We start from the raw sequence: 20,508 nt of genomic DNA on the forward strand, positions 1-20,508 counted from the left end.
GTGCTACATCTCCTCCGTGACGTAACGGTGAAGCCAGGTGCGGAACTCCGGGCCCAGGTCCTCACGCTCGCACGCGAGTCGGACGATGGCCCGCAGGTAGTCCCCCCGGTCCCCGGTGTCGTAGCGGCGGCCTCGGAAGACCACGCCGTACACCGGGCCGCCCACGCTCTCGTCGGCGGCCAGCTTCTGCAGGGCGTCGGTGAGCTGGATCTCCCCACCGCGGCCCGGCTCGGTCTCCCGCAGTATGCCGAAGATCCCCGGGGTGAGGACGTAGCGTCCGATGACGGCGTAGTTGCTGGGCGCATCGGCGGCGTCCGGCTTCTCCACCAGCCCGGTGATCCGGACGACGTCCGGCGCGTCCGTGGGCTCGACGGCGGCGCAGCCGTAGAGGTGCACGCTGGCCGGGTCGACCTCCATCAGGGCGATGACGGTGCCGCCGGTGCGCCCGTAGATGTCGACCATCTGCCGCAGCAGCGGGTCGCGGGGGTCGATGAGGTCGTCGCCGAGCAGGACGGCGAAGGGCTCGCTGCCCACGTGCGGCTCGGCGCACAGGACGGCGTGGCCCAGGCCCCGCGGGTCGCCCTGGCGGACGTAGTGCATGGTGGCCAGGTCGCTGGACTCCTGGACCTTCTTCAGCCGGTCGTCGTCGCCCTTGGCGATGAGCGCGGACTCCAGCTCGTAGTTCCGGTCGAAGTGGTCCTCGAGAGGCCGCTTGTTACGTCCTGTGATCATGAGAACGTCGTCCAGCCCGGCGGAGACGGCTTCCTCGACCACGTACTGGATGGCCGGCTTGTCCACGACGGGCAGCATTTCCTTGGGCGTCGCCTTGGTCGCCGGAAGGAACCGAGTACCGAGGCCCGCGGCCGGGATGACGGCCTTCTTGATCACGGGGTGCAACTGAGTCATGGGCAGAACGATAGTGGGTCGCACCGAACCTGATCCGCAGTACCGGTCAATACGTCCGGATAGCACCCGATGAGAAAGGATATGTGAGTCGACCGTGCAGGAAGATCCGCCCGAAAACGCATCCCGGCCACCCGAAAAAGGAGCTTTGCGCCGAGAACTGCTCGCCGCCCGCCGCGCCTTGTCCCCCGCTTCCCGCCGTACGGCGGCCCACGCGCTCGCCCGCACCGCCCTCGCCCTGCCCGAACTGGCCCACGCGCGCACGGTCGCCGCGTACGTCTCCATAGGGACCGAACCGGGCACGCTCGAACTGCTCGACGTGCTCCGGACCACCGGGAAGCGGGTGCTGCTGCCCCTGCTGCTGCCCGACAACGACCTCGACTGGGGCCTGTACGAGGGCCACGGCAGCCTCGCCGCGACCGCGCACCCCGGCAAGCTGCCGCTGCTGGAACCCTCAGGGCCGCGGCTCGGGCCGGACGCGGTGACCGCCGCCGACGCCGTACTGCTGCCCGGACTGGCCGTGGACGGGCGCGGGATCCGGCTCGGCCGGGGCGGAGGCTCGTACGACCGGGTGCTGGAGCGGCTGGAGCGCGCCGGAGCGCATCCGGCGCTGGTGGTGCTCCTCTACGACGAAGAGGTGGTCGCGCGGATCCCGGAGGAACCGCACGACCACCCCGTCCAGGCGGTGGCCACCCCGTCGGGGGTGCGCCGCTTCAGCCCGTGATGCCCAGGACCGCTACGGCTTGAGGGTGAGGGTCTCGACCGTCGCCTTGTCGACGGCCTCCTTGCCGAAGGGCCACTCCAGCAGCTCGCCCTTGGCCCACATCGTCGTCTGGTCCGTGTAGTTCGAGTGGTACGCGTGTCCCGAGGCGCCGGTCAGGTTGATCCAGCGGGACTTGTCGAGGTCGTTGAGGTTGACGACCATCCGCATCGACGGCACCCAAGTGACGTCGTACCCGCTGGAGGCGTTCCATCCGGTCGCGTTGACGGTGGCCTCGCCGCCGCCCAGGTTCCACGGGCCGCGGTTGAGGAGCCACTGCATGAAGCCGGGGCCCTCCGTGCCGATGGTCTGGTTCTTCAGCGTCAGCTGGTGCAGCCGGCCCCAGCTCCAGGTGGACTGGTCCTTGCCCAGCTTGGCGGTCAGCTCCCAGCGGGCGTCCTCCATGGCCCGCGCGAACAGCCCGTCGCGGGTGGTGACCTCCGCCTTGGTGCGGGTGCCGGGCACCTTCCACCAGGGGGACTTCTCGTCCTTCACGAGGCGGCGGACCACCTCGAACCAGCGGTCGCCGCCGTCCGGCTGCGCCGAGTCGGAGCCGCGGCTGCCGCACTCGCGGACCAGCTCGGCCAGGTCGTCCCTCGGGCCGTTGCCGTTGCCCTGCACGTTCGTGCAACTGCCCTCGACGCGCAGCTCCTTCGGCATCTTGTCGCCGAAGGACAGCTTGAGGATGTTGCGCCAGACCGCGTTGAAGTACGCGGCGGCGGCCGAGTCGGGCTCCTGGGTGTAGTTCCAGCCCTCCAGCAGCTTCTGCGCCGAGCGCACGTCCGGGTCCGAGACCTGGATCTTGGCCAGCATCGGGGTCAGCAGCGCGGCGATCTCACTGCTGTTGTCCATCTGCATGGTGCGCATGTCGTCGGTGGAGATCTTGCCGCTGTCCTTGATCTTCGCCTCGATGAGGTCGTTGATCCGCTGGCTGCGGGCGCCGTAGCCCCAGTCGGTGGTCAGCAGGTACGGGTACTTGCCCTGGCCCGTGCCGTTCTCGGCGACCGCTTGGTTCGCGGTGACGATGTAGCCGCGCGCCGGGTTCAGGTCCCACGGCATCTCGTTCTGCGGGACGTAGCCCGCGTTGCCGTCCTTGCCGCCCTTCCAGGCGTACTTCGGGTCCCAGCCGGGGGCCGGCATGCGGCCGTCGCCCTGGCCGCGGACCGGGATGCGGCCCGGGGCCTGGTAGCCGATGTTGCCCGTGGCGCCCTTGTTGTCGGCGTAGATCAGGTTCTGGGACGGGACCTCGAAGTCCGCGGCCGCGGCCCGGAAGCTGGGGAAGTCCTTGGCCCGGTTCATCTTGAAGACCGCGTCCATGGACTTGCCGGGGTCCAGGGCGGTCCAGCGCAGCGCGATCGCGTAGCCGTCGCCGCGGTCGGGCGCGGAGCTGGCCACGGGCGCGCGGGAGCCGACCGCGGCGAGTTCGTCGCTGCGGTCGGAGATCAGCGGTCCGTTGTTGGTGCTGCGGACGGTGATCGTCTTGCTCGCGGCGCCCGCGATCTTGATCTCCTCTTCACGGACGGTGAAGGGGAGCACCTTGTTGTCGTAGACGTAGCCCTCGGACTGGATCTGCTCCAGGTAGAGGTCGGTGACGTCGGCGCCGAGGTTGGTCATGCCCCAGGCGATGTCGGCGTTGTGGCCGATGACCACGCCGGGCATGCCGGAGAAGCTGTAGCCGGCCACGTCGTACTGGCACCGCGGCGAGGCGGCGCGGCAGTGCAGACCCATCTGGTACCAGACGGAGGGCAGCTGCGGGGAGAGGTGCGGGTCGTTCGCCAGGAGCGGCTTGCCGGTCGTCGTGTACTTGCCCGCGATGACCCAGGAGTTCGAGCCGATGCCGCTGCCGTTGGGGCCGAGGATGGCCGGGATCTCGTCCAGGGTCTCGGAGAGGGCGGCGAGCTGCGTGCGCAGGCCGACGCTCGCACCCTGGGCGGTGGCGTTGCCGGCGAGGCCGGTGGGGGTGCCCGTGCTGGACCCCGTACCCGAGCCCGATACCGAGCCGGAGCCGGAGCCCGTACCGGAGCCGCCGGTCGAGCCGGAGCCCGCGGCGCCCGCGCCGCCCTGGGGCGCGTACTTGCCGCCCGCGACCGCGCCGCCCTCGACGATCGGCTTGTTCCGGTCGAAGGGGTACGGCGGGTACAGCTCGTCGATCTGGGCCTGCGTGAGCTTGGTCGACATCAGCGAGCGGTCGATCTCGTCCTGCATGTTGCCGCGCAGGTCCCAGGCCATGGCCTTGAGCCAGGCCACGGAGTCCACCGGCGACCACTGCTCCGGCGCGTAGCTCTCGCTCAGCTCGAGGGCGGCGTGCTCGACGGAGAGGCCCTTGCCGGACTTCCCCTTGAGGTACGCGTTGACCCCGTCGGCGTAGGCCTGCAGGTACTTCTTGGTCTCGGGCGAGAGCTTGGTGTCGTACTCGGCCTGCGCAACGTGCCGCCAGCCCAGCGTGCGCAGGAAGGCGTCGGTCTCCACCTGCTCCGGGCCGAACATCTCCGACAGCCGGCCGGAGGTCATGTGGCGGCGTACGTCCATCTCCCAGAACCGGTCCTGCGCGTGGACGAAGCCCTGCGCGCGGAAGAGGTCCTCGTCGCTGTCGGCGTAGAGCTGGGGGATCCCCCGCTCGTCGCGCTTGACGTCGACGGTCCCGGTCAGGCCGGGGACCTTCAGGGAGCCGGTGGTCTGCGGGAAGGAGGCGCGCACGGTGTCCACGCTCCAGTACGCGCCGTAGCCGAGGCCCGCCAAGAGCGCCAGGACCATGACGAGCACGAGAAGGCGTGCGCGTCGTCCCTTCTTCTTGACGGAAGGTCCGGATTCATTGGCGGGCATCGCTGTCCTTAGAGGGGCAGGGTGGTCCTGGGAGTGCTGGGAGCAACCATAGGCGCAGGACCGGTGCCGTTGATCCTCCAGGGGTCAAGGTCCACGGGGACAGGGGCGAAGAGGCGTTTCACAATGTGAGGAGCAGGTCAAGGAATCGTCAAAGATTAGGTAAGGTAACGAAGTACTTGCCGAGCGCGCCTTCGGGAGGAACGATCCGCCGGGCGCCTTGAGGAAAGGGCCGCCCGCTGACTGTCCACACGCTCAATGAGCTTCTGCTGGTCTGCTCGCTCGTGTTGCTCGTCGCCGTGGCGGCGGTGCGCCTTTCTTCACGCAGCGGCCTCCCCAGCCTGCTCATCTATCTCGGCATAGGCATCGCGATAGGCCAGGACGGCATCGGCAATGTCGTCTTCGACAACGCCGAGCTGACACAGGTCATCGGCTACGCGGCGCTCGTGGTGATCCTCGCCGAGGGTGGTCTGGGCACGAAGTGGAAAGAGATCAAACCGGCCCTGCCGGCTGCGGTCTCCCTGTCCCTGGTCGGCGTCGCGATCAGCGTGGGCGTGACGGCCGCGGCCGCGCACTACCTCGTCGGCCTGGAGTGGCGCCAGGCCCTGCTGATCGGCGCGGTCGTCTCCTCGACCGACGCGGCGGCCGTCTTCTCCGTGCTGCGCAAGGTGCCGCTGCCGTCCCGGATCACGGGCGTACTGGAGGCCGAGTCCGGCTTCAACGACGCTCCCGTCCTCATCCTGGTGGTGGCCTTCGCCACCGTCGGCCCGGTGGACGACTGGTACGTCCTGATCGGCAAGATCGCGCTGGAGCTGGCGATCGGCGCGGCCATCGGCCTGGCGGTCGGCTTCCTGGGGGCGTACGGGCTGCGGCACGTTGCCCTGCCCGCCTCGGGCCTCTACCCGATCGCGGTGATGGCCATAGCCGTGGCGGCGTACGCGGCCGGCGCGATGGCGCACGGCTCCGGCTTCCTCGCGGTGTACCTGGCGGCGATGGTGCTCGGCAACGCGAAGCTGCCGCACTGGCCCGCCACCCGGGGGTTCGCGGACGGGCTCGGCTGGATCGCCCAGATCGGCATGTTCGTGCTGCTGGGCCTGCTGGTCACCCCGCACGAGCTGGTGCACGACTTCTGGCCCGCGGTGGTCATCGGACTGGTGCTGACCATGGTGGCGCGACCGCTGGAGGTCTTCGTCAGCCTGCTGCCCTTCCGGATCCCCTGGCCGGAGCAGGTCCTGATGTCGTGGGCGGGCCTGCGCGGGGCCGTACCCATCATCCTGGCGACCATCCCGATGGTGTCCGGGATCGAGGGCAGCGACCGGGTCTTCAACATCGTCTTCGTGCTGGTCGCCGTCTATACGCTGGTGCAGGGGCCGACCCTGCCGTGGCTGGCGCGCAAGCTGAAGCTGGGCGAATCGGACGAGGCCGCGGCCGACCTGGGGATCGAGTCCGCGCCGCTGGAGAAGCTGCGCGGACACCTGCTGTCCTTCGCGATCCCGCCCGCCTCGCGGATGCACGGCGTGGAGGTCAGCGAGCTGCGGCTGCCGGCGGGCGCGTCGGTGACCCTGGTGGTCCGCGACGCGAAGAGCTTCGTACCGATGCCCTCGACCGTGCTGCGACGCGGGGACGAGCTGCTGGTCGTGGCGACGGACCCGGTGCGGGACGCGGCCGAGGCACGGCTGCGGGCGGTGGCGCGGGGCGGAAAGCTCGCGGGCTGGCTGGGCACGAGTGGAGAAACGCGGTAGAGCGGAGTTAGAGCGACGTTCTAATTCGGCCATTTTCGGTGGTGTATAGCCGGTTTTTGCCGCATTTCAGGGGTACTGGAATGCGAAGCTCCGGTTAATCGCAGGTGAAGACACTGCCTGTCGCCGTAATCACAGGGCGTGATAGTGGATTCCCCTGTACGATGAAGGCACACCAGATCGAACCAACTCTGCCTGACGCAGAGCTGGCGCGACCGCAAAGCGGCCGTGGCACCACCCGCGGTGGGCGCCCAGGTATCACTCGGTTCTGCGCAAGAGGACAGCTCTCGGGGCTCCCACATGTACGGGTGCGGTCGCTCACAAGGCGGCGCACCGTCCGCAGACGGGGACGCTCTACCAGGCAGCGGAAAGGCCAGGCCGTGACATCCGCGGTCACGACCGACACGTCCGCCCGCCCCGGCTACGGGCAGCTCCTGCGCACACCCGGCGCCCTCAGTTTCGTCCTCCCCGGCTTCGCCGCCCGCCTGCCCTTCGGCATGCTGACCCTGAGCATCCTGCTCCTCGTCCAGCACGCCACCGGCTCCTACGGCGACGCCGGCATCGTCGCCGCCGTCACCGGCGTCTCCATGGCCCTGTTCGCCCCGGTCATGGGCAAGCTCACCGACCGCCGCGGCCAGAGCGCCGTCCTCGTGCCGGTCGTCCTCCTCCACACCACCGCCGTGAGCGCCCTGACCGCGCTCGCCCTGCTCGGCGCCCCGCTGTGGGCGCTCGCGCTGGCCGCCGTCCCGGCCGGCGCCTCCGTCCCGCAGGTCGGACCCATGGTCCGGGCCCGCTGGGCGGCCAAGCTGGAGGGCTCCCCGCTGCTGCCGACCGCGGCCGCGTTCGAGTCCGTCACCGACGAGTTCACCTTCGTCGTCGGCCCGGTGCTCGCCACCGCGCTCTGCACCGGGATCCACCCGGCGGCCGGTCTGGCCACCGAGGCGGCCCTGACGCTGCTCGGCGGCCTGTTCTTCGCCGCCCAGCGCTCCACCGAGCCGAAGTCGGCCCCCCGCCCGGCCGACGGTCACAAGCACGCCTCCGCGCTGTCCTTCCCGGGCCTGCGCGTCCTGATCGTCGCCTTCATCGGCATCGGCGCCGTCTTCGGCGGCATGCAGGTCTCGCTCGCCGCCTTCTCCGAGGAGATCGGCAACCCGGGCGCCAACGGTCTGCTCTACGGCGTCTTCGCCGCGGGCAACATGATCGCCGGCATCGCCATGGGCGCCATCGCCTGGAAGATCGGCCCGCGCCGCCGCCTGATCCTCGGCTACATCGGCCTCACCGCCGCGGCCTCGGTCCTGTGGGCCGCGAACTCGATGATCCTGCTGGGCGCGCTCGGCCTGGTCGTCGGTCTGTGCATCGCCCCGGCGCTGATCACCGGCTACACCATGATCGAGCAGCTGATCCCGGCCGCCTCGCGGACCGAGGCCTTCACCTGGCTGACGGGAGCGGTCGCCTTCGGGCAGGCCGTCGCCGTGACCCTGGCCGGCCGGCTGACGGACGCGCACGGGTCCTCGTACGGCTTCCTGGTGCCGCTGGTGGCGACCGCGCTCGCGCTGGCCACCCTGCTGGCGCTGCGCGCGAAGCTGGCGCCGAAAGCCCCGAGCCGGATCGTCAGCTCGTCCTCGCCGGCGTCCGCGCCGGCCGCCCGTACCCGGGTGAACGAGCGTGGGATCGGTCACCGCACGCCGGTGACGGTGGACTGATCCGCCGGAATACGTCACCATGGAGCGTCGTTAGCACTCATCGAGTCAGAGTGCCAGGAGGAAATTCGTGCCGACCTACCAGTACCAGTGCACCGAGTGCGGTGAGGGCCTTGAGGCCGTGCAGAAGTTCACCGATGACGCGCTGACCGTGTGCCCGAGCTGTGACGGACGCCTGAAGAAGGTGTTCTCCGCGGTCGGCATCGTCTTCAAGGGCTCCGGTTTCTACCGGAACGACAGCCGTGGCGCTTCGTCGAGCAGCACCCCCGCCTCGAAGCCCGCGACGACGTCCGGGGCGTCGACCGCCGCCGCCGCTCCCGCCGCTTCGTCCTCCTCGACGTCGTCGAGCACGGGCAGCAGCTCCACCTCGGCCGCCTGACCGGGCCCACCCGGACTGCGCCCACCGAGGCCACGCCTACGAGACCCCGCCGCCCCCTCCGGGCAGCGGGGTCTTCGGCGTGCCCGGTTAGGGTGGGCGCCATGGCGAACGCAGAGATCGGTGTCATCGGCGGCTCGGGCTTCTACTCCTTCCTGGAGGACGTCTCCGAGATCCAGGTGGACACCCCGTACGGGCCCCCGAGCGACTCCCTGTACACGGGTGAGCTGGCCGGCCGCGAGGTGGCCTTCCTTCCCCGGCACGGGCGAAGCCACACCGTTCCGCCACACAAGATCAACTACCGGGCCAACCTGTGGGCGCTCCGGTCGGTCGGCGTCCGCCAGGTGCTGGGCCCCTGCGCGGTGGGCGGCCTGCGGGCGGAATACGGGCCGGGCACGCTGCTGGTCCCCGACCAGCTGGTCGACCGTACGAAGTCCCGCGCCCAGACCTACTTCGACGGGGAGCCGCTCCCGGACGGCACCGTCCCGAACGTCGTGCACACCACCTTCGCCGACCCCTACTGCCCGGTCGGCCGATCGGTGGCGCTCGCGGCGGCGCGCGGCCGCCAGTGGGAGCCGGTGGACGGCGGCACCATGGTCGTCATCGAGGGCCCGCGCTTCTCGACCCGCGCGGAGTCGCGCTGGCACGCTGCGGCCGGCTGGTCGGTCGTCGGCATGACCGGCCACCCCGAGGCCGTCCTCGCGCGCGAGCTGGGGCTCTGCTACACCTCGATGGCATTGGTCACGGACCTGGACGCGGGCGCCGAGACGGGCGAGGGTGTGTCCCACACCGAGGTCCTGAAGGTGTTCGGCGAGAACGTCGGCCGCCTGCGCGAGGTCCTCTTCGACGCGGTGGCGGCCCTCCCGTCGACGGAATCCCGCGCCTGCCTGTGCACCCACGCCCACGACGGCTGGGACCTGGGCATCGACCTCCCTTGACTTTCGCTCCCCTCCCTGAAGGGAGGGGATTCCTACCACGGTCGGCTGACCGTCTCGGCGGGTTCCTGCTTCTTCGCGCTGTGCCGGGACAAGTCCCGGCTCAAGCCCGATGCACTGCGATTGGTCCCGGTAGCCGACGGCAGGCCGTCCGGCGGGTCGCCCCGCGGGGCTGTCACATTCCGGAGGGCTGTCCGGTCTCAGCTGGTGAAGGGCCGCCGGAACAGGCGGTCCGGGACCACGGCCTCAGGAGACACCGTCATGCCGCGCATCTCGCTCAGCCCGCCCCGCACCCTCCTCATGCGCATCGGCGTCTGGTACTCGCGCCGCACCTACGGCAAGGTGCTCGAACCGGGGCTGGCGTACGGACACAACGCGCGCGTGATGTCCACGTACGTCCGCCTGGAACGCCAGGCGGCGAAGTGGAACGCCCTCGACCCCGGGCTCAAGCACCTCGCGGTGATGGCCTCGGCGGCCCGCATCAACTGCTCGTGGTGCTTGGACTTCGGTTACTGGGAGGGCCGCCGGATGGGCCTGTCGGCGCAGAAGATCGAGCAGGTGCCGCGGTGGCGGGAGGCCCCCGAGACCTTCGATGAGCTGGAACTGCTGGTCATGGAGTACGCCGAGGCGATGACCGAGACCGAGCCGGGGGTCACGGACGAGCTCGCCGCCGGCTTGATCGCGCGGCTGGGCGAGGCGGCATTCGTGGAGCTCACCGCGATGGTCGCCCTGGAGAACTGGCGCTCGCGCGTCAACAGCGCCTTCGGCCTGACCAGCCAGGGATTCGCGGAGACCTGCCGGGTGGGGCCGCGGAGTTGACTCCCCGCGGGTGACGGAGTTGTCCACAACCTGGGGATTGTCCACAGGGGCGAGCGGGATCCGGCGGGGCGGCGGATCGTGAGGGGTGTCCGGGCGCTGGATCCGGGCACCGGAACTCACTCAGCTTGGTGGTGGTCGTCATGTCCGGGACTTCTCCGGCCAGTTCCTCTCCCTTCTCCGCTTCTCCGTCCGCTTCGTCGTCCCCTTCGTCGTCCGCGTGTTCCCCCGCGCGCCCGGTCCCGCTCTTTCCGCCACTGCGTGTCGGGCGGGGCGCGGGGCGGCTGCGGCGCGCGGTGCGGCGGCGGCGGCGGACCGCGTCGGCCGGGCTGGCCGTGGTGGCCGCCGCCCTCGCGGTGAGCGGGACGGAGGCGCGGGCCTCCCTGGTCGCGGCGCCGCCCGTGACGAAGCCGCCGCCCGCGGTCGTACGTATGGTCTCGGCGCCCGTGCGCATCGCGGACGCGGCGACGGTGCGGCTGCTGCGCCCCGGGGACCGGGTGGACGTCGTCGCGGCGGAGCGCGCCGGGCCGCCCCGGGTGGTGGCGGCGGGGGCTCGGGTCGCCGAAGTGCCGGATCCGGAGACCGATGTCGGCGACGGCGGGGCGCTGGTGGTCCTGTCCGTGCCCCGGGACACCGCGCGGACGCTCGTGGGGGCGGGCACTGTGGCGCGGCTGGCGGTGACGTTGTGCTGATTCGCACGCGTGCGCAGTCAAGTCACCTTGCCGTGGGGACCGATTGGACACACCGGGCCCGGACTGCCGTAGCTTTCGGAACCGTTGGCTCCAAATTCGGCACATGTGAAGAAGGGCTCAGTGGTGAGCAAGCAGAAAGAGAGCGTCCTGGCGGGCTTCAAGGCCTTCCTGATGCGCGGCAACGTGGTCGACCTGGCGGTGGCCGTCGTCATCGGCGCCGCGTTCACGAACATCGTGAACTCGATCGTCAAGGGGATCATCAGCCCCGTGGTCGGCGCCATCGGCACGAAGAACCTCGACGTCTACAAGTCGTGCATCAAGGCCCCCTGCGGCCTCGACGCGCAGGGGCAGCCCACGGGCGTCGAGATCCTCTGGGGCTCGGTCCTCAACGCCACACTGACCTTCGTGATCACCGCAGCCGTCGTGTACTTCCTGATGGTGCTGCCGATGGCGAAGTACCTCGCCAAGCAGGAGGACCGCCGCAAGGCCCGCGAAGGCGTGCAGGAGACCATGGAGATCACCGAGCTGGAGGTCCTCAAGGAGATCCGCGACACCCTCGTCACCCAGCGGTCCGGCAGCGGTCCCGCGGCACCGGGGTCACGCGACGCCTTCTGACCGTCGCGGCGGCTCAGATGTGGTGCGGGGGCTTCTCGTCGAGGAAGCGGGCCAGGTCGGCGGTGCTGCCGCCGGCGGTCGGCCGCTCGCCCCAGCCGCGGTCGGTGTCGTCCGAGGACTGCTGGTCCAGCGGGTCGTCGAAGACCAGCCTGGGCTTCGGCCGGGGCTTCTCCTCGGGCCGCGCCGACTGCGACGGCTGTGAGGGCTGCGGTTCGGAGGCGGGGGCGGTGCGCATGCCTCAAGGGTACGGCCGCCCCCACGTCCGCCTCCGCTCCCGATTCCGCTCAGCCCCCGAAGACGCCGACCGGGGTACCGGCGCCGTGCGGACCGCGCGCCTCGCCGGACAGGCAGCCGGGCACTGCTGTCCTGAGCCGTATGACGTACGTACCGATGAGGGCCCGCAGCCGCGACGAGGGCCACCGGGCGGCCACCCCTCTGGAGCTGTTCTTCGATCTGTGCTTCGTCGTCGCGATCGCCCAGGCCGGGGCGCGTCTGGTGCACGCGTTGGCGGAGGGCCATCCGTGGACAGGGTTGATCGGCTACTTCCTCGTCTTCTTCGGTGTGTGGTGGGCCTGGATGAACTTCACCTGGTTCGCCTCCGCCTACGACTGCGACGACGTGCCGTACCGGATCGCGACGCTCGTCCAGATCGCCGGCGTCCTCGTCTACGCGGCGGGCGTGAGCCGGGCCTTCGACGAGAACGACTGGACCGTGGCCGTCATCGGCTACCTGATCATGCGCGTGGCGCTCACCGCCCAGTGGCTGCGCGCCGCGGCCGGGGAGAGCGGCGCGGCGCGGGCGGCGGCGCAGAAGTACGCGGCCGGGCTCGTACTGTGCCAGGCCGGCTGGGTGGCGCTGCTGTTCGCCCCGGACGGAGCCAAGCGCTGGCTGTTCCTGGTGATGGTCGTCGCCGAGCTCCTCGTCCCGGTGGTGGCCGAGCGCAGGCACCAGACGCCTTGGCACGCCCACCACATCGTGGAGCGGTACGGACTGTTCACCATCATCGTGCTCGGCGAGACCATCGCCGCGAGCACCGTGGCCGTGAAGTCGGCGGTCGACGAGCACGAGGCGCTGGGCGAGCTGCTGCCCATCGCCGCGGGCGGGCTGCTGATCGTCTTCGCCGCGTGGTGGATCTACTTCGCGGTGCCGATGCACGAGCGGCTGACCTCCAACCGCGAGGCCATCCCGTGGGGCTACGGTCACCTGCTGATCTTCGCCTCGGGCGCGGCGATCGGCGCGGGCATCGAGGTCGCCGTCGAGCACGCGGTCGGCAAGGCACACGTCTCGCAGCTCGCCGCCAATGCCGCCGTCACCGTCCCGTCGGCGCTGTTCCTGCTGATGGTGTGGTTCCTGCACTCCCGGCACTTCAAGCGCGGCCTCGCCCAGCAGCTGGTCCTGCCGCTCTCCGCCCTCGCGCTCCTGCTCTGCACCTGGGCGGGCCCGTACGCCGTCCTCTACGCGGGCCTCGTCGCGACGGCCACGGTGGTGATCGGCGTCATCCTGAGCACCCGCGCCCGCCGTACGCCGCACACCCCCGCCCGATCCGGCTCCGTCGGCGGCTGAGGCGCGACGGCCCCGCGCCGGACCCGTCACCCCGACGCCTTCCGACCCGTTCAGCAGCACAGCAGAACGGCGACAGGAAGAGAACAGGCCCATGGCGCTCCCGGCACAGCGGCACGACACCCCCATCGGCCCCGGAGGGGAACTGGCCGATCCGGGGTTCTGGCAGCAGCCCCCCGACCACCGCCTGGCCGCCTTCGCCCGCCTGCGCGCCCTCGGCGCTCCCGTCTTCGTCCCCGAAGGGCACGGCGGCCACTGGGCCCTCGTACGGCACGCCGACGTGCAGGAGGCGAGCCGCCTGCCCAAGGTGTTCGCCAGTGCGCCCGGTGTCACCACGCCGGAGCCTGCCCGGTGGGTGCGGGCTCTGTTCGGGGACTCCATGGTCAACCTGGACGGGCCGGACCACGCGCAGCTGCGGAAGATCGTGCAGCGGGCCTTCACGCCCCGGCTGCTGGCGGCGGCCGAGAAGGACATCCACGCGGTCGCGGCCCGGATCGTGGACGACGTACTCGCCGAGCGGCCCGAGGAGTTCGTCTCGGCCGTGGCCTCCCGGCTGCCGCTGGAAGTCATCTGCAACATGATGGGCATCCCCGAGCGCTACCGGGCGGAGATCGCCGACCGGGTCGACCACGCTTCGGAGAACATCGGCGTGGAGCGGGGGTGGGCGGCCCGGCTGCGGATGCCCGGGCGCGGCTTGCGGGCGCTGGCGCGGATGCAGCGGATGGTCGCGGGGATCGGGCGGGAGCGGCGCCGCCATCCGACCGACGACCTGATCTCGGCGCTCGTCCGCGCGAATGTGGACGGCCAGGCGCTCGGCGCCCGGCAACTCGGCGCCTTCTTCTCGCTGTTGATGGTGGCGGGGGTGGAGACCACCCGCAATGCCATCACCCACGGGCTGACCCTGCTGACGGACTTCCCCGAACAACGGGGCCTGCTGCTCAGCGACTTCGAGAAGTACGCCGACGGGGCGGTCGACGAGATGATCCGGCACTCGACCCCGATCATCCAGTTCCGCCGCACGGTCGCCGCCGAACACACCCTGGGCGGGCACCTGTTCCGGCCCGGCGACAAGGTGGTGCTCTACTACGCCTCCGCCAACCGCGACGAGGTCGTCTTCCCCGACCCGGACGCCTTCGACATCACCCGCTCGCCCAACCCCCACCTGGGTTTCGGAGGCGGCGGACCGCACTTCTGCCTGGGCGCGCACCTGGCGCGGGTGGAGATGAAGGCGCTGTTCCGCGAGCTCCTGACCCGGCCCGTGGACCTGCGCGCGGTGGGCCTGCCCGACCTGGCGGGTTCCAGCTTCGACAACCGCGTCCGCTCCCTGCGGTTCGCCTTCGACCGGCCCTGACGCCCCACGGGACCCGGACGGAAGGGACCGGCCACCGGGCGGGCTGGGAGCCCGGCGGCCGGAGGGTGCGTGGCGCTACCGCTGCAGGCTCTGCACCGTGAGGACGCAGTGGGCGCTGCTGGTCAGCACCTCTTCGTCACCCGCGAAGCCCTGGAGGATCTCCGCGGTCACCGGTCGGCCGGGAACGGCCTCGGGCCAGGCGCGCGTGGCGAAGAGGAAGTACGCCTGACCGCTCTCGTTCGCGGCGGCGACCCACTCGTCGGGGGCGGTGCAGGTCGCGTTCAGCCCGGGGAGGGTCAGCGCGATCTGGTTGTCCGCCAGCAGGATCTGCACCGCGAAGGTCTTCGGGCTGCGGGTGCCGTCCATGACCACGTCGCCGATGGGCAGGCCGATCTCCTCCAGCAGCCCGCGCGCGGCCTCCTCTCCGGCCTCGCGGCCCTTGGGGCCGTCGCCGAGCGTGTAGGCGAGGAGGTACGGGATGTCGTGGCCCTCGGAGGGGTCGCCGATCCAGGCGAGCACCGAAAGGGTGCCGAGCTGGGACCGGTCGATTTCGGCTTGGGTTGAAGTCATGCGCCGCACCTTAGTGCTCCCCCGGCCGGGCCTTTCACGGCCTTTCACCCGGCCGGGCTACAGGCTCCAGAATCCCCCTCCGGAATTCGTCTGGATGTTCGCGTCCTGGTCCTGGAGCCGTGCAACGCACCCGTTTTCCGGGATTTCGAACAGACCCGTCCCTCGGCCCGCTCACCGACCTCCGGGGAATCGAAGACGAGCGGTTTGCCGGTCGCCGGCTCACCCGTGCGCACCACCGGGTGGCGCTTCCCCGCGCTGCCGTACGCCCACATGCCCCCGAGCGCCCCGTACGAGGCCCCGCCGATGTTGACGAACGACGTCGAGGCCGGTCTCACGCGCCCGAGCGGGCCATTGCACACACCGACACGAGCGCGACCGCGCGTACGTGCGGCCGGTTGCCGGCCGGCTGCCACCACAATGCGTTCCGGCGGAATACCGCCTTGCGCACCGACCACACGCACCCCCGGAGGAACGATGGGCACGCCCCGCTCCCGAATGGCACTGGCAGCTCTGTCCGCACTGGCGGCAACGGCGGCATTCACCGCCCCGGCCACCGCCACAGTATTCGAGCAGGGAATTTCCGTACAGCCGTACGGTCATATCAGTGACGACGGCACGATCACCCTTTCCGGCACCTACCACTGCACCGCCGTGTCACCCATGGGGACGGTTCAGATCGCGGCGTCCGTCCTCCAGGACGGCACCCGGCTCGCCTTCGGCGGCGGGGAGGCGCACTGCGACGGCGGCGAGCACGCGTGGGAGGCCACCGGCTCGCTCCGCTTCACCCCGGGCGTTCACTCCGGCCCGGCGCTGGCCGAGGTCCGGCTGAACGAGATCCAGCGCTCGGGCCTGATGCCAAAGTCCATCGACACGGTCGCGGAGGACCGCCGGGAGATCCAACTGGTGGCCCGCCACTGAGGCCCGCCGCGGCCGTCCCTCAAGGCCGAGGCCCGCGGAACGCCCGGTCCGGTAGCCGCCGCTACCGGCACTCGGGCGCGACGCCCGTCATCGACATGAAGGCGACCGTCTGGCACCCGGGGTCCGCGTGCGGACGCCCCGTCGTCCAGTCCACGACCGTCGGCACCCCGGCCGCCAGCAGCAGCAACGCCAAGAGGCCCGTCACCGTGCCCCTGCTCAGCCGGCGCACAACGTGATCCTTTGCATAGCCGCATCATCACCCCACGCCCCACTTGCCACAACCCGGCGTGAGCGCGCGTTCACCCTGTGCCGCGCACGCCGCCCCCGACGTCGAACTCGCACCAGACGGCCTTCCCCTCTCCCCGCGACTCCACCCCCCAATGCGTGGCCAGGGCGTCCACCAGCAGCAGCCCGCGCCCCGTGGTGGCCGCCTCGCCCGGGGTGCGCCGGCGCGGCCACACGCTGGAGCGGTCCTTGACCCACAGCCGGATCCTGCGCACCGGCTCGGGGAGCACCTCCATGGTCAACACCGCCCCGCCGTCGGTGTGCAGCAGGGCGTTGACCAGCAGTTCCCCGGCCGCGAGCTCCACGTCGTCGGCGAGTTCCGGCACGCCCCAGTCGCGCAGGGCCTGCCGCAGGGCGTAGCGGGCCTCGGAGAGCCCCTCCGGGTCGGCCTGGTGGATGTACTGGTGGATCCGGGGAGCGCGCCGGGTGCCCGGGTCGGGTGCCCGGCGCAGGACGAGCAGGGCCACGTCGTCGCCGGAACCCCAGCGCTCCCAGAGCCGGTCCGAGAGGTGGTCGGCGAGCGCCCCGGCCTCCTGGGGTCCGCTGCGGACGGCGTGGGCGAGGGCGTCCATGCCCTGGCTGATCGCGGTCCCCGGTTCCTCCACGAGTCCGTCGGTGCACAGGACGAGCGTCTCCCCGGGCACGAGGTCGAGGCGGGTCTCGGGGAACTCCTCCTGTTCGAAGACCGAGGCCAGCCCCAGCGGCAGGCCGCCGCGCACGTTGGGCCAGCCGGTACGCCCGTCCGTGTGCCGGATCAGCGGGCCGAGGTGGCCCGCGCGGACCGCCCGTACGCCTCCGGTCTCCAGGTCCACCTGCGCGTACATGCAGGTGGCGAAGCGCTCGGTGTCCAGCTCGGCGAGGAAGCGGGAGGCGCGCGCCAGCACGGTGGACGGCGGGTGGCCCTCGCTCGCGTAGGCCCGCAGGGCGATCCGCAGCTGTCCCATGATGGCCGCGGCGTGCGTGTCGTGGCCCTGTACGTCACCCACCATGATCCCGACGCGGTCACGGGGCAGGGCGATCACGTCGTACCAGTCCCCGCCGACCTCCCGCCCGCTCCAGGCGGAGTGGTAGCGGACCGCGATCTCCCCGCCGTGGATCTCGGGGATCCGGCGCGGCAGCATGGCCGCCTGGAGCCCCGTCGCGAATTCCCGCTCCTGGTCGAAGAGGAGCGCCCGCTGGAGCGACTGGGCGACGATGCCGGCCAGGCCGAGGCAGAGGTTGCGCTCCTCGGGGCTGAACTCGCTGCGCCGCCGGTAGAAGAGCACGAGGCCGCCGATGGCCTGGGCCTGGGCGATGAGGGGGAGGTAGGCGGCCGCGTCGTAGCGGATCCGGCCGAGGTAGTCCGCGAGCGGCGGGAATTCTTCGGCCAGCGCGGCGAGCGAGGTGACGAAACGTGCCTTCCTGGTGATCACCGCGTGGGACAGCGGCAGCGATCCGTCCAGGCGGGTGAACCTGCGCTCGCCGAGGATCTCCAGCGACTCCCCGCTCAGCGCGATGATCTTGATGGCGCCGTTCTGGACCAGGCCCAGCGCCAGCCCGTCCGCGCCGAGGCGCTCCAGCGCGCCCGCGCCGGTCAGGGTGGCCGTCACGTCGTCGACCGTCACCGCCCGCGAGAGGGCCTCCGTGGTGCGCTGCACGATGGCGGCCTGCTGGGTGCGCGCCGACTCCAGCTTCCGCAGCACCTTCACGTGCGCGAGCTCGGCCGTGGCGTCCCTGACGATCCCGGCGATCCGCAGCGGCCGTCCCGCGGCGTCCCGCACCACCCGGCCCTGGGTGTGCGTCCACTGGTCGCGGCCGTCGCGCCGCCGCACCGTGAAGTACGCGCCGTACGTCTCTTCGCCGCTGTCCAGCACCCCGGCCACGGTGTCGGCCAGGCGGGCCGCGTCGTCGTTGGGGATCCGCAGGCCCAGGGCTTCCGGCGTCTCGTCGAACTCCTCCGGCTCCAGGTCGAAGACGGCCAGGCCCGCCTCGTCCAGCGCCAGGGTCCCGGCCACCAGATCCCACTCGAAGCTGCCCATGCTGTTCAGTGCCAGCCGCTCAGCGGGGCCGGTCACGGGACGGGGACGGTCCGGCCCGGCTGTGTCGCGCTCCGCCGCTGCCAACAGTCACACCACCTAACGGCCGGGCCAGCACGGCTGGGAGATCAGCCGCTCCCACTCCTCGTCAGGATGCCCCGGAAGGGTGCGTCCAGCCTCCTGCCAGCGCGTGAGGAGGGAGAGGTAGATCACGCACGGCTCGCCGGACGCGTACGGCCCGGACCCGTAGGACGACGACCCGTACGGTGCCGCCCCGTGCGCCCCCGCCCCGTACGGCCGCGCCGTGGCCGGCCTGGCCGGTGGCTGCTGCTCCGCCCGGCTGGCGGGGATGCGCACCCAGCCACGGCCGCCCTGTGCTCGCTCCGGCCCCATCGCGGACCCCTCTCACCGTGGATCTCAGCGTAGATACGTCTTCGAATGCCCGGCCGGCGCCCGGTCGAAGCGGTCGCCACCGGTGGAGCCCGGCTGTGGACCCCGCGCGCCGAGGCGCTCCAGGACTCCCTTCACCAGTCTCCCCGCCGTGAAGCCCGCGCCGTGCACGAATCGCATGGAAGGTCCGAATGAGGAGCCGTGGGCGACTCCGCTCCCCCACCGGCCACCGCCCGGTGCGACCAGTGCCCGAGCAGCACCGGGCGCCACACCGCCCAGGGGAGTTCCGACCGGGTGCGGGACGGTGTTCCAGTTCAGCCGGGAACGCCGGGCCGCCAGGGAAGGCCGGGCCCCCGCCTCCGCGAGCAGGGCGGCGATCTCCGGGGCGGCCCGCCCCGCGCCCAGGACGGCCACCGGGTCGCGGGGTCGCCGGCTCATCCGGTTCGTCAGCATCGGCGCGACCCGGGGCTCTTTCACCCGGTTGGGCCAAGCGGGGAGGATGCGCAGCTGCGAATGGCCTATGCAGCGGCCACCGGGCAGGCCGTTCGTCAGATGTGATGCCTAACGTCTTTGGAAAGCACACCTGTTCAGGAAAGCGCGGGAGACGCCATGGCCAGACCACGCCGCCGACTGGCGAGCATGTGCATCGGTACGGTCTCGGCCGCACTGCTCGTCACCGGCGCCGCGCTCGCGGCACCGGACGACGACCCGCCCGAGGGCGCGGACATCGCCATGGGCGCCTACCTCGACTACGGGCCGCCCGGCGTGGAACGGATCCCGTACCTGTCGCGCTGGCTCGGCGGCAAGGAGATCCGGGTCGGGCACACCTACCTGCCCGGCGACCAGTGGGCGGGCATCGAGGGCAACGTGAGCTTCCTGGCCCACTGGGCCGCGTGGCGCCGGGCCCAGGACGACCGGATCTTCGTCCTCAACGTGCCGATGCAGGAGCGCAACGAGGAGCGGGTGCCCGACCACCAGGTGGCTCAGCTGATCCGGGCCGGCGCGGAGGGCCAGTACGACCGGCACTTCCAGAGGCTGGCCGAGCGGCTGGTGGCGCTGGGCGTCCCGGACACGGTGATCGTGCTGGGCTGGGAGATGAACGGCATCACGTACACCCACCGCTGCGGGCCCGACCCGGAGGGCTGGAAGACGTACTGGAAGAGGATCGTCAACGCGATGCGCGCCGTGCCGGGACAGAAGTTCAAGTTCGATTTCGCCCCCAACCGCGGCACGGACGCGATCGGCTGGACCCGGTGCTACCCCGGCGACGACGTGGTCGACATCGTCGGCATGGATTCGTACGACCAGGCTCCCGGCCGCACCTTCGACGACCAGATCAACCAGCCGTACGGGCTCCAGCAGCAAGTCGACTTCGCGAAAGCACACGGCAAGGAGATCTCGTACCCGGAGTGGGGGCTGTTCCGCAACGGGGACAACCCGGAGTACGTGCGGCGCATGCTGCAGTGGATCGAACAGCACAAGCCGCTCTACCACACCATCACCGACTACTGCCCGCACGGCGTGTGGCAGTGCAAGCAGAACCCCCAGTCGTCCCAGGTCTTCCGCGAGGCACTGACCCCGCAGCAGCCCGGCCCGGCCGTCCCGACGCCGGTGATCCCGACGCCGGTGATCCCCACTCCGGTGATCCCCACGCCGGTCGTACCGACACCGGTGGTCCCGATGCCCGAGGTGCCGACGGTCCCGCCCGTGGAAGTCCCCACCCCGCAGGTCCCGACCCCGGAGGTCCCCACACCGGAGGTCCCCACACCGGAGATCCCCACACCGGAGATCCCCACACCCGAAGTCCCGACCCCCCTGCCCATTCCCGAAGAACCCTCGGTCCCGCCCGTGTTCCCACCCGCCCCGACGCCGAGCCCGCTGGTGCCCGAACCCCAGCCGCAGCCCCAGCCGCAACCGCAGCCGGACCCCCCGAAGCCGCCCGCCGACGAGCCGGTGTGGTGCGTGCCGCTGAATTTCAGCGAGTGGCTCTCCAAGCTGGTCGGCAACCAGACGGTCTGCCTCAAGGTCGACTGGCGCAAGGACTCCCGCTGGCCGTTCTAGAC

The 20,508-nt window shown here is 71.3% G+C and carries 20 protein-coding genes; 12 read left to right on the plus strand and 8 right to left on the minus strand.

The annotated features are described in order from the left end of the window. Positions 1–3: 3 nt before the first annotated feature. Complete coding sequence (gene galU / locus ACWDYJ_RS09670) at positions 4–906, minus strand: UTP--glucose-1-phosphate uridylyltransferase GalU (protein WP_451564950.1); 903 nt, start codon at positions 904–906, stop codon at positions 4–6. Positions 907–1,000: 94 nt separating this feature from the next. Here galU and ACWDYJ_RS09675 point away from each other — a divergent pair, with 94 nt between their 5' ends. Continuing rightward, a complete protein-coding gene (locus tag ACWDYJ_RS09675; protein WP_451564951.1) occupies positions 1,001–1,627 on the plus strand; it encodes a 5-formyltetrahydrofolate cyclo-ligase in 627 nt (208 codons plus the stop codon). A 12-nt stretch (positions 1,628–1,639) separates the two neighbouring features. Here the strand turns inward: ACWDYJ_RS09675 and ACWDYJ_RS09680 are convergent, their stop codons facing one another. Continuing rightward, a complete protein-coding gene (locus ACWDYJ_RS09680; protein ID WP_451564952.1) occupies positions 1,640–4,486 on the minus strand; it encodes a penicillin acylase family protein in 2,847 nt (948 codons plus the stop codon). 236 nt (positions 4,487–4,722) lie between these two features. On the opposite strand from ACWDYJ_RS09680, the gene ACWDYJ_RS09685 reads away from it, so the two are divergent. From ACWDYJ_RS09685 to mscL, 7 genes are all read left to right on the plus strand, one after another. Beyond that, positions 4,723–6,225, plus strand: coding sequence for a potassium/proton antiporter (locus ACWDYJ_RS09685; protein WP_451565013.1), 1,503 nt, complete (start codon positions 4,723–4,725; stop codon positions 6,223–6,225). 377 nt (positions 6,226–6,602) lie between these two features. Then, positions 6,603–7,925, plus strand: a complete 1,323-nt coding sequence (locus ACWDYJ_RS09690) for an MFS transporter (RefSeq protein ID WP_451564953.1) — start codon at positions 6,603–6,605, stop codon at positions 7,923–7,925. Positions 7,926–7,992: 67 nt separating this feature from the next. Further along, positions 7,993–8,301 (plus strand): FmdB family zinc ribbon protein, encoded by a 309-nt coding sequence (locus ACWDYJ_RS09695; RefSeq protein ID WP_451564954.1) that lies wholly within the window; start codon positions 7,993–7,995, stop codon positions 8,299–8,301. A gap of 101 nt (positions 8,302–8,402) precedes the next feature. Next, positions 8,403–9,236 carry an S-methyl-5'-thioadenosine phosphorylase gene (locus tag ACWDYJ_RS09700; protein ID WP_451564955.1) on the plus strand — a complete coding sequence of 278 codons (834 nt, stop codon included), beginning with the start codon at positions 8,403–8,405 and terminating at the stop codon, positions 9,234–9,236. Between the two features lie 258 nt (positions 9,237–9,494). Then, entirely contained in the window at positions 9,495–10,052 is a 558-nt protein-coding gene (locus ACWDYJ_RS09705; RefSeq protein WP_451564956.1) for a carboxymuconolactone decarboxylase family protein, read from the plus strand. A gap of 335 nt (positions 10,053–10,387) precedes the next feature. After that, the gene (locus ACWDYJ_RS09710) at positions 10,388–10,741 is read left to right on the plus strand and encodes a hypothetical protein (RefSeq protein ID WP_451564957.1); all 354 of its coding nucleotides are present in this window, start codon (positions 10,388–10,390) and stop codon (positions 10,739–10,741) included. Between the two features lie 123 nt (positions 10,742–10,864). Beyond that, positions 10,865–11,356, plus strand: coding sequence for a large conductance mechanosensitive channel protein MscL (gene mscL, locus ACWDYJ_RS09715; RefSeq protein WP_451564958.1), 492 nt, complete (start codon positions 10,865–10,867; stop codon positions 11,354–11,356). Between the two features lie 13 nt (positions 11,357–11,369). Here the strand turns inward: mscL and ACWDYJ_RS09720 are convergent, their stop codons facing one another. Further along, positions 11,370–11,591: a hypothetical protein gene (locus ACWDYJ_RS09720; RefSeq protein ID WP_451564959.1), complete on the minus strand. Its 222-nt coding sequence runs from the start codon at positions 11,589–11,591 to the stop codon at positions 11,370–11,372. 140 nt (positions 11,592–11,731) lie between these two features. Here ACWDYJ_RS09720 and ACWDYJ_RS09725 point away from each other — a divergent pair, with 140 nt between their 5' ends. Continuing rightward, the gene (locus tag ACWDYJ_RS09725) at positions 11,732–12,919 is read left to right on the plus strand and encodes a low temperature requirement protein A (protein WP_451564960.1); all 1,188 of its coding nucleotides are present in this window, start codon (positions 11,732–11,734) and stop codon (positions 12,917–12,919) included. A 91-nt stretch (positions 12,920–13,010) separates the two neighbouring features. Next, positions 13,011–14,267, plus strand: coding sequence for a cytochrome P450 (locus ACWDYJ_RS09730; RefSeq protein ID WP_451564961.1), 1,257 nt, complete (start codon positions 13,011–13,013; stop codon positions 14,265–14,267). A 75-nt stretch (positions 14,268–14,342) separates the two neighbouring features. Here the strand turns inward: ACWDYJ_RS09730 and ACWDYJ_RS09735 are convergent, their stop codons facing one another. After that, positions 14,343–14,837 (minus strand): DUF5949 family protein, encoded by a 495-nt coding sequence (locus ACWDYJ_RS09735; RefSeq protein ID WP_451564962.1) that lies wholly within the window; start codon positions 14,835–14,837, stop codon positions 14,343–14,345. Between the two features lie 495 nt (positions 14,838–15,332). On the opposite strand from ACWDYJ_RS09735, the gene ACWDYJ_RS09740 reads away from it, so the two are divergent. Then, complete coding sequence (locus ACWDYJ_RS09740; RefSeq protein WP_451564963.1) at positions 15,333–15,755, plus strand: DUF6299 family protein; 423 nt, start codon at positions 15,333–15,335, stop codon at positions 15,753–15,755. Between the two features lie 61 nt (positions 15,756–15,816). On the opposite strand, the gene ACWDYJ_RS09745 is transcribed toward ACWDYJ_RS09740, so the two are convergent. The 4 genes from ACWDYJ_RS09745 to ACWDYJ_RS09760 all read right to left on the minus strand — a co-directional run bounded on the left by ACWDYJ_RS09745 (position 15,817) and on the right by ACWDYJ_RS09760 (position 18,883). Further along, positions 15,817–15,960: a hypothetical protein gene (locus ACWDYJ_RS09745; protein WP_451564964.1), complete on the minus strand. Its 144-nt coding sequence runs from the start codon at positions 15,958–15,960 to the stop codon at positions 15,817–15,819. Between the two features lie 94 nt (positions 15,961–16,054). Then, positions 16,055–18,058, minus strand: a complete 2,004-nt coding sequence (locus tag ACWDYJ_RS09750; RefSeq protein ID WP_451565014.1) for a SpoIIE family protein phosphatase — start codon at positions 18,056–18,058, stop codon at positions 16,055–16,057. A gap of 96 nt (positions 18,059–18,154) precedes the next feature. After that, a complete protein-coding gene (locus ACWDYJ_RS09755) occupies positions 18,155–18,448 on the minus strand; it encodes a hypothetical protein (protein WP_451564965.1) in 294 nt (97 codons plus the stop codon). A gap of 24 nt (positions 18,449–18,472) precedes the next feature. Next, positions 18,473–18,883 carry a hypothetical protein gene (locus ACWDYJ_RS09760; protein ID WP_451564966.1) on the minus strand — a complete coding sequence of 137 codons (411 nt, stop codon included), beginning with the start codon at positions 18,881–18,883 and terminating at the stop codon, positions 18,473–18,475. Between the two features lie 171 nt (positions 18,884–19,054). Between ACWDYJ_RS09760 and ACWDYJ_RS09765 the strand changes: the two genes are divergently transcribed. After that, a complete protein-coding gene (locus tag ACWDYJ_RS09765; protein WP_451564967.1) occupies positions 19,055–20,506 on the plus strand; it encodes a glycoside hydrolase family 26 protein in 1,452 nt (483 codons plus the stop codon). Positions 20,507–20,508: the final 2 nt, after the last annotated feature.

The organism is Streptomyces sp. NPDC003042 (assembly GCF_053591315.1).

Bases quoted from the DNA above. Each gene is read 5' to 3' on its own strand.
- galU (WP_451564950.1), bottom strand. From the start codon at position 906: ATGACTCAGTTGCACCCCGTGATCAAGAAGGCCGTCATCCCGGCCGCG.
- ACWDYJ_RS09680 (WP_451564952.1), bottom strand. From the start codon at position 4,486: ATGCCCGCCAATGAATCCGGACCTTCCGTCAAGAAGAAGGGACGACGC.
- ACWDYJ_RS09700 (WP_451564955.1), top strand. From the start codon at position 8,403: ATGGCGAACGCAGAGATCGGTGTCATCGGCGGCTCGGGCTTCTACTCC.
- ACWDYJ_RS09705 (WP_451564956.1), top strand. From the start codon at position 9,495: ATGCCGCGCATCTCGCTCAGCCCGCCCCGCACCCTCCTCATGCGCATC.
- ACWDYJ_RS09720 (WP_451564959.1), bottom strand. From the start codon at position 11,591: ATGCGCACCGCCCCCGCCTCCGAACCGCAGCCCTCACAGCCGTCGCAG.
- ACWDYJ_RS09725 (WP_451564960.1), top strand. From the start codon at position 11,732: ATGACGTACGTACCGATGAGGGCCCGCAGCCGCGACGAGGGCCACCGG.
- ACWDYJ_RS09730 (WP_451564961.1), top strand. From the start codon at position 13,011: ATGGCGCTCCCGGCACAGCGGCACGACACCCCCATCGGCCCCGGAGGG.
- ACWDYJ_RS09735 (WP_451564962.1), bottom strand. From the start codon at position 14,837: ATGACTTCAACCCAAGCCGAAATCGACCGGTCCCAGCTCGGCACCCTT.
- ACWDYJ_RS09740 (WP_451564963.1), top strand. From the start codon at position 15,333: ATGGCACTGGCAGCTCTGTCCGCACTGGCGGCAACGGCGGCATTCACC.
- ACWDYJ_RS09750 (WP_451565014.1), bottom strand. From the start codon at position 18,058: ATGGGCAGCTTCGAGTGGGATCTGGTGGCCGGGACCCTGGCGCTGGAC.
- ACWDYJ_RS09755 (WP_451564965.1), bottom strand. From the start codon at position 18,448: ATGGGGCCGGAGCGAGCACAGGGCGGCCGTGGCTGGGTGCGCATCCCC.
- ACWDYJ_RS09760 (WP_451564966.1), bottom strand. From the start codon at position 18,883: ATGAGCCGGCGACCCCGCGACCCGGTGGCCGTCCTGGGCGCGGGGCGG.
- ACWDYJ_RS09765 (WP_451564967.1), top strand. From the start codon at position 19,055: ATGGCCAGACCACGCCGCCGACTGGCGAGCATGTGCATCGGTACGGTC.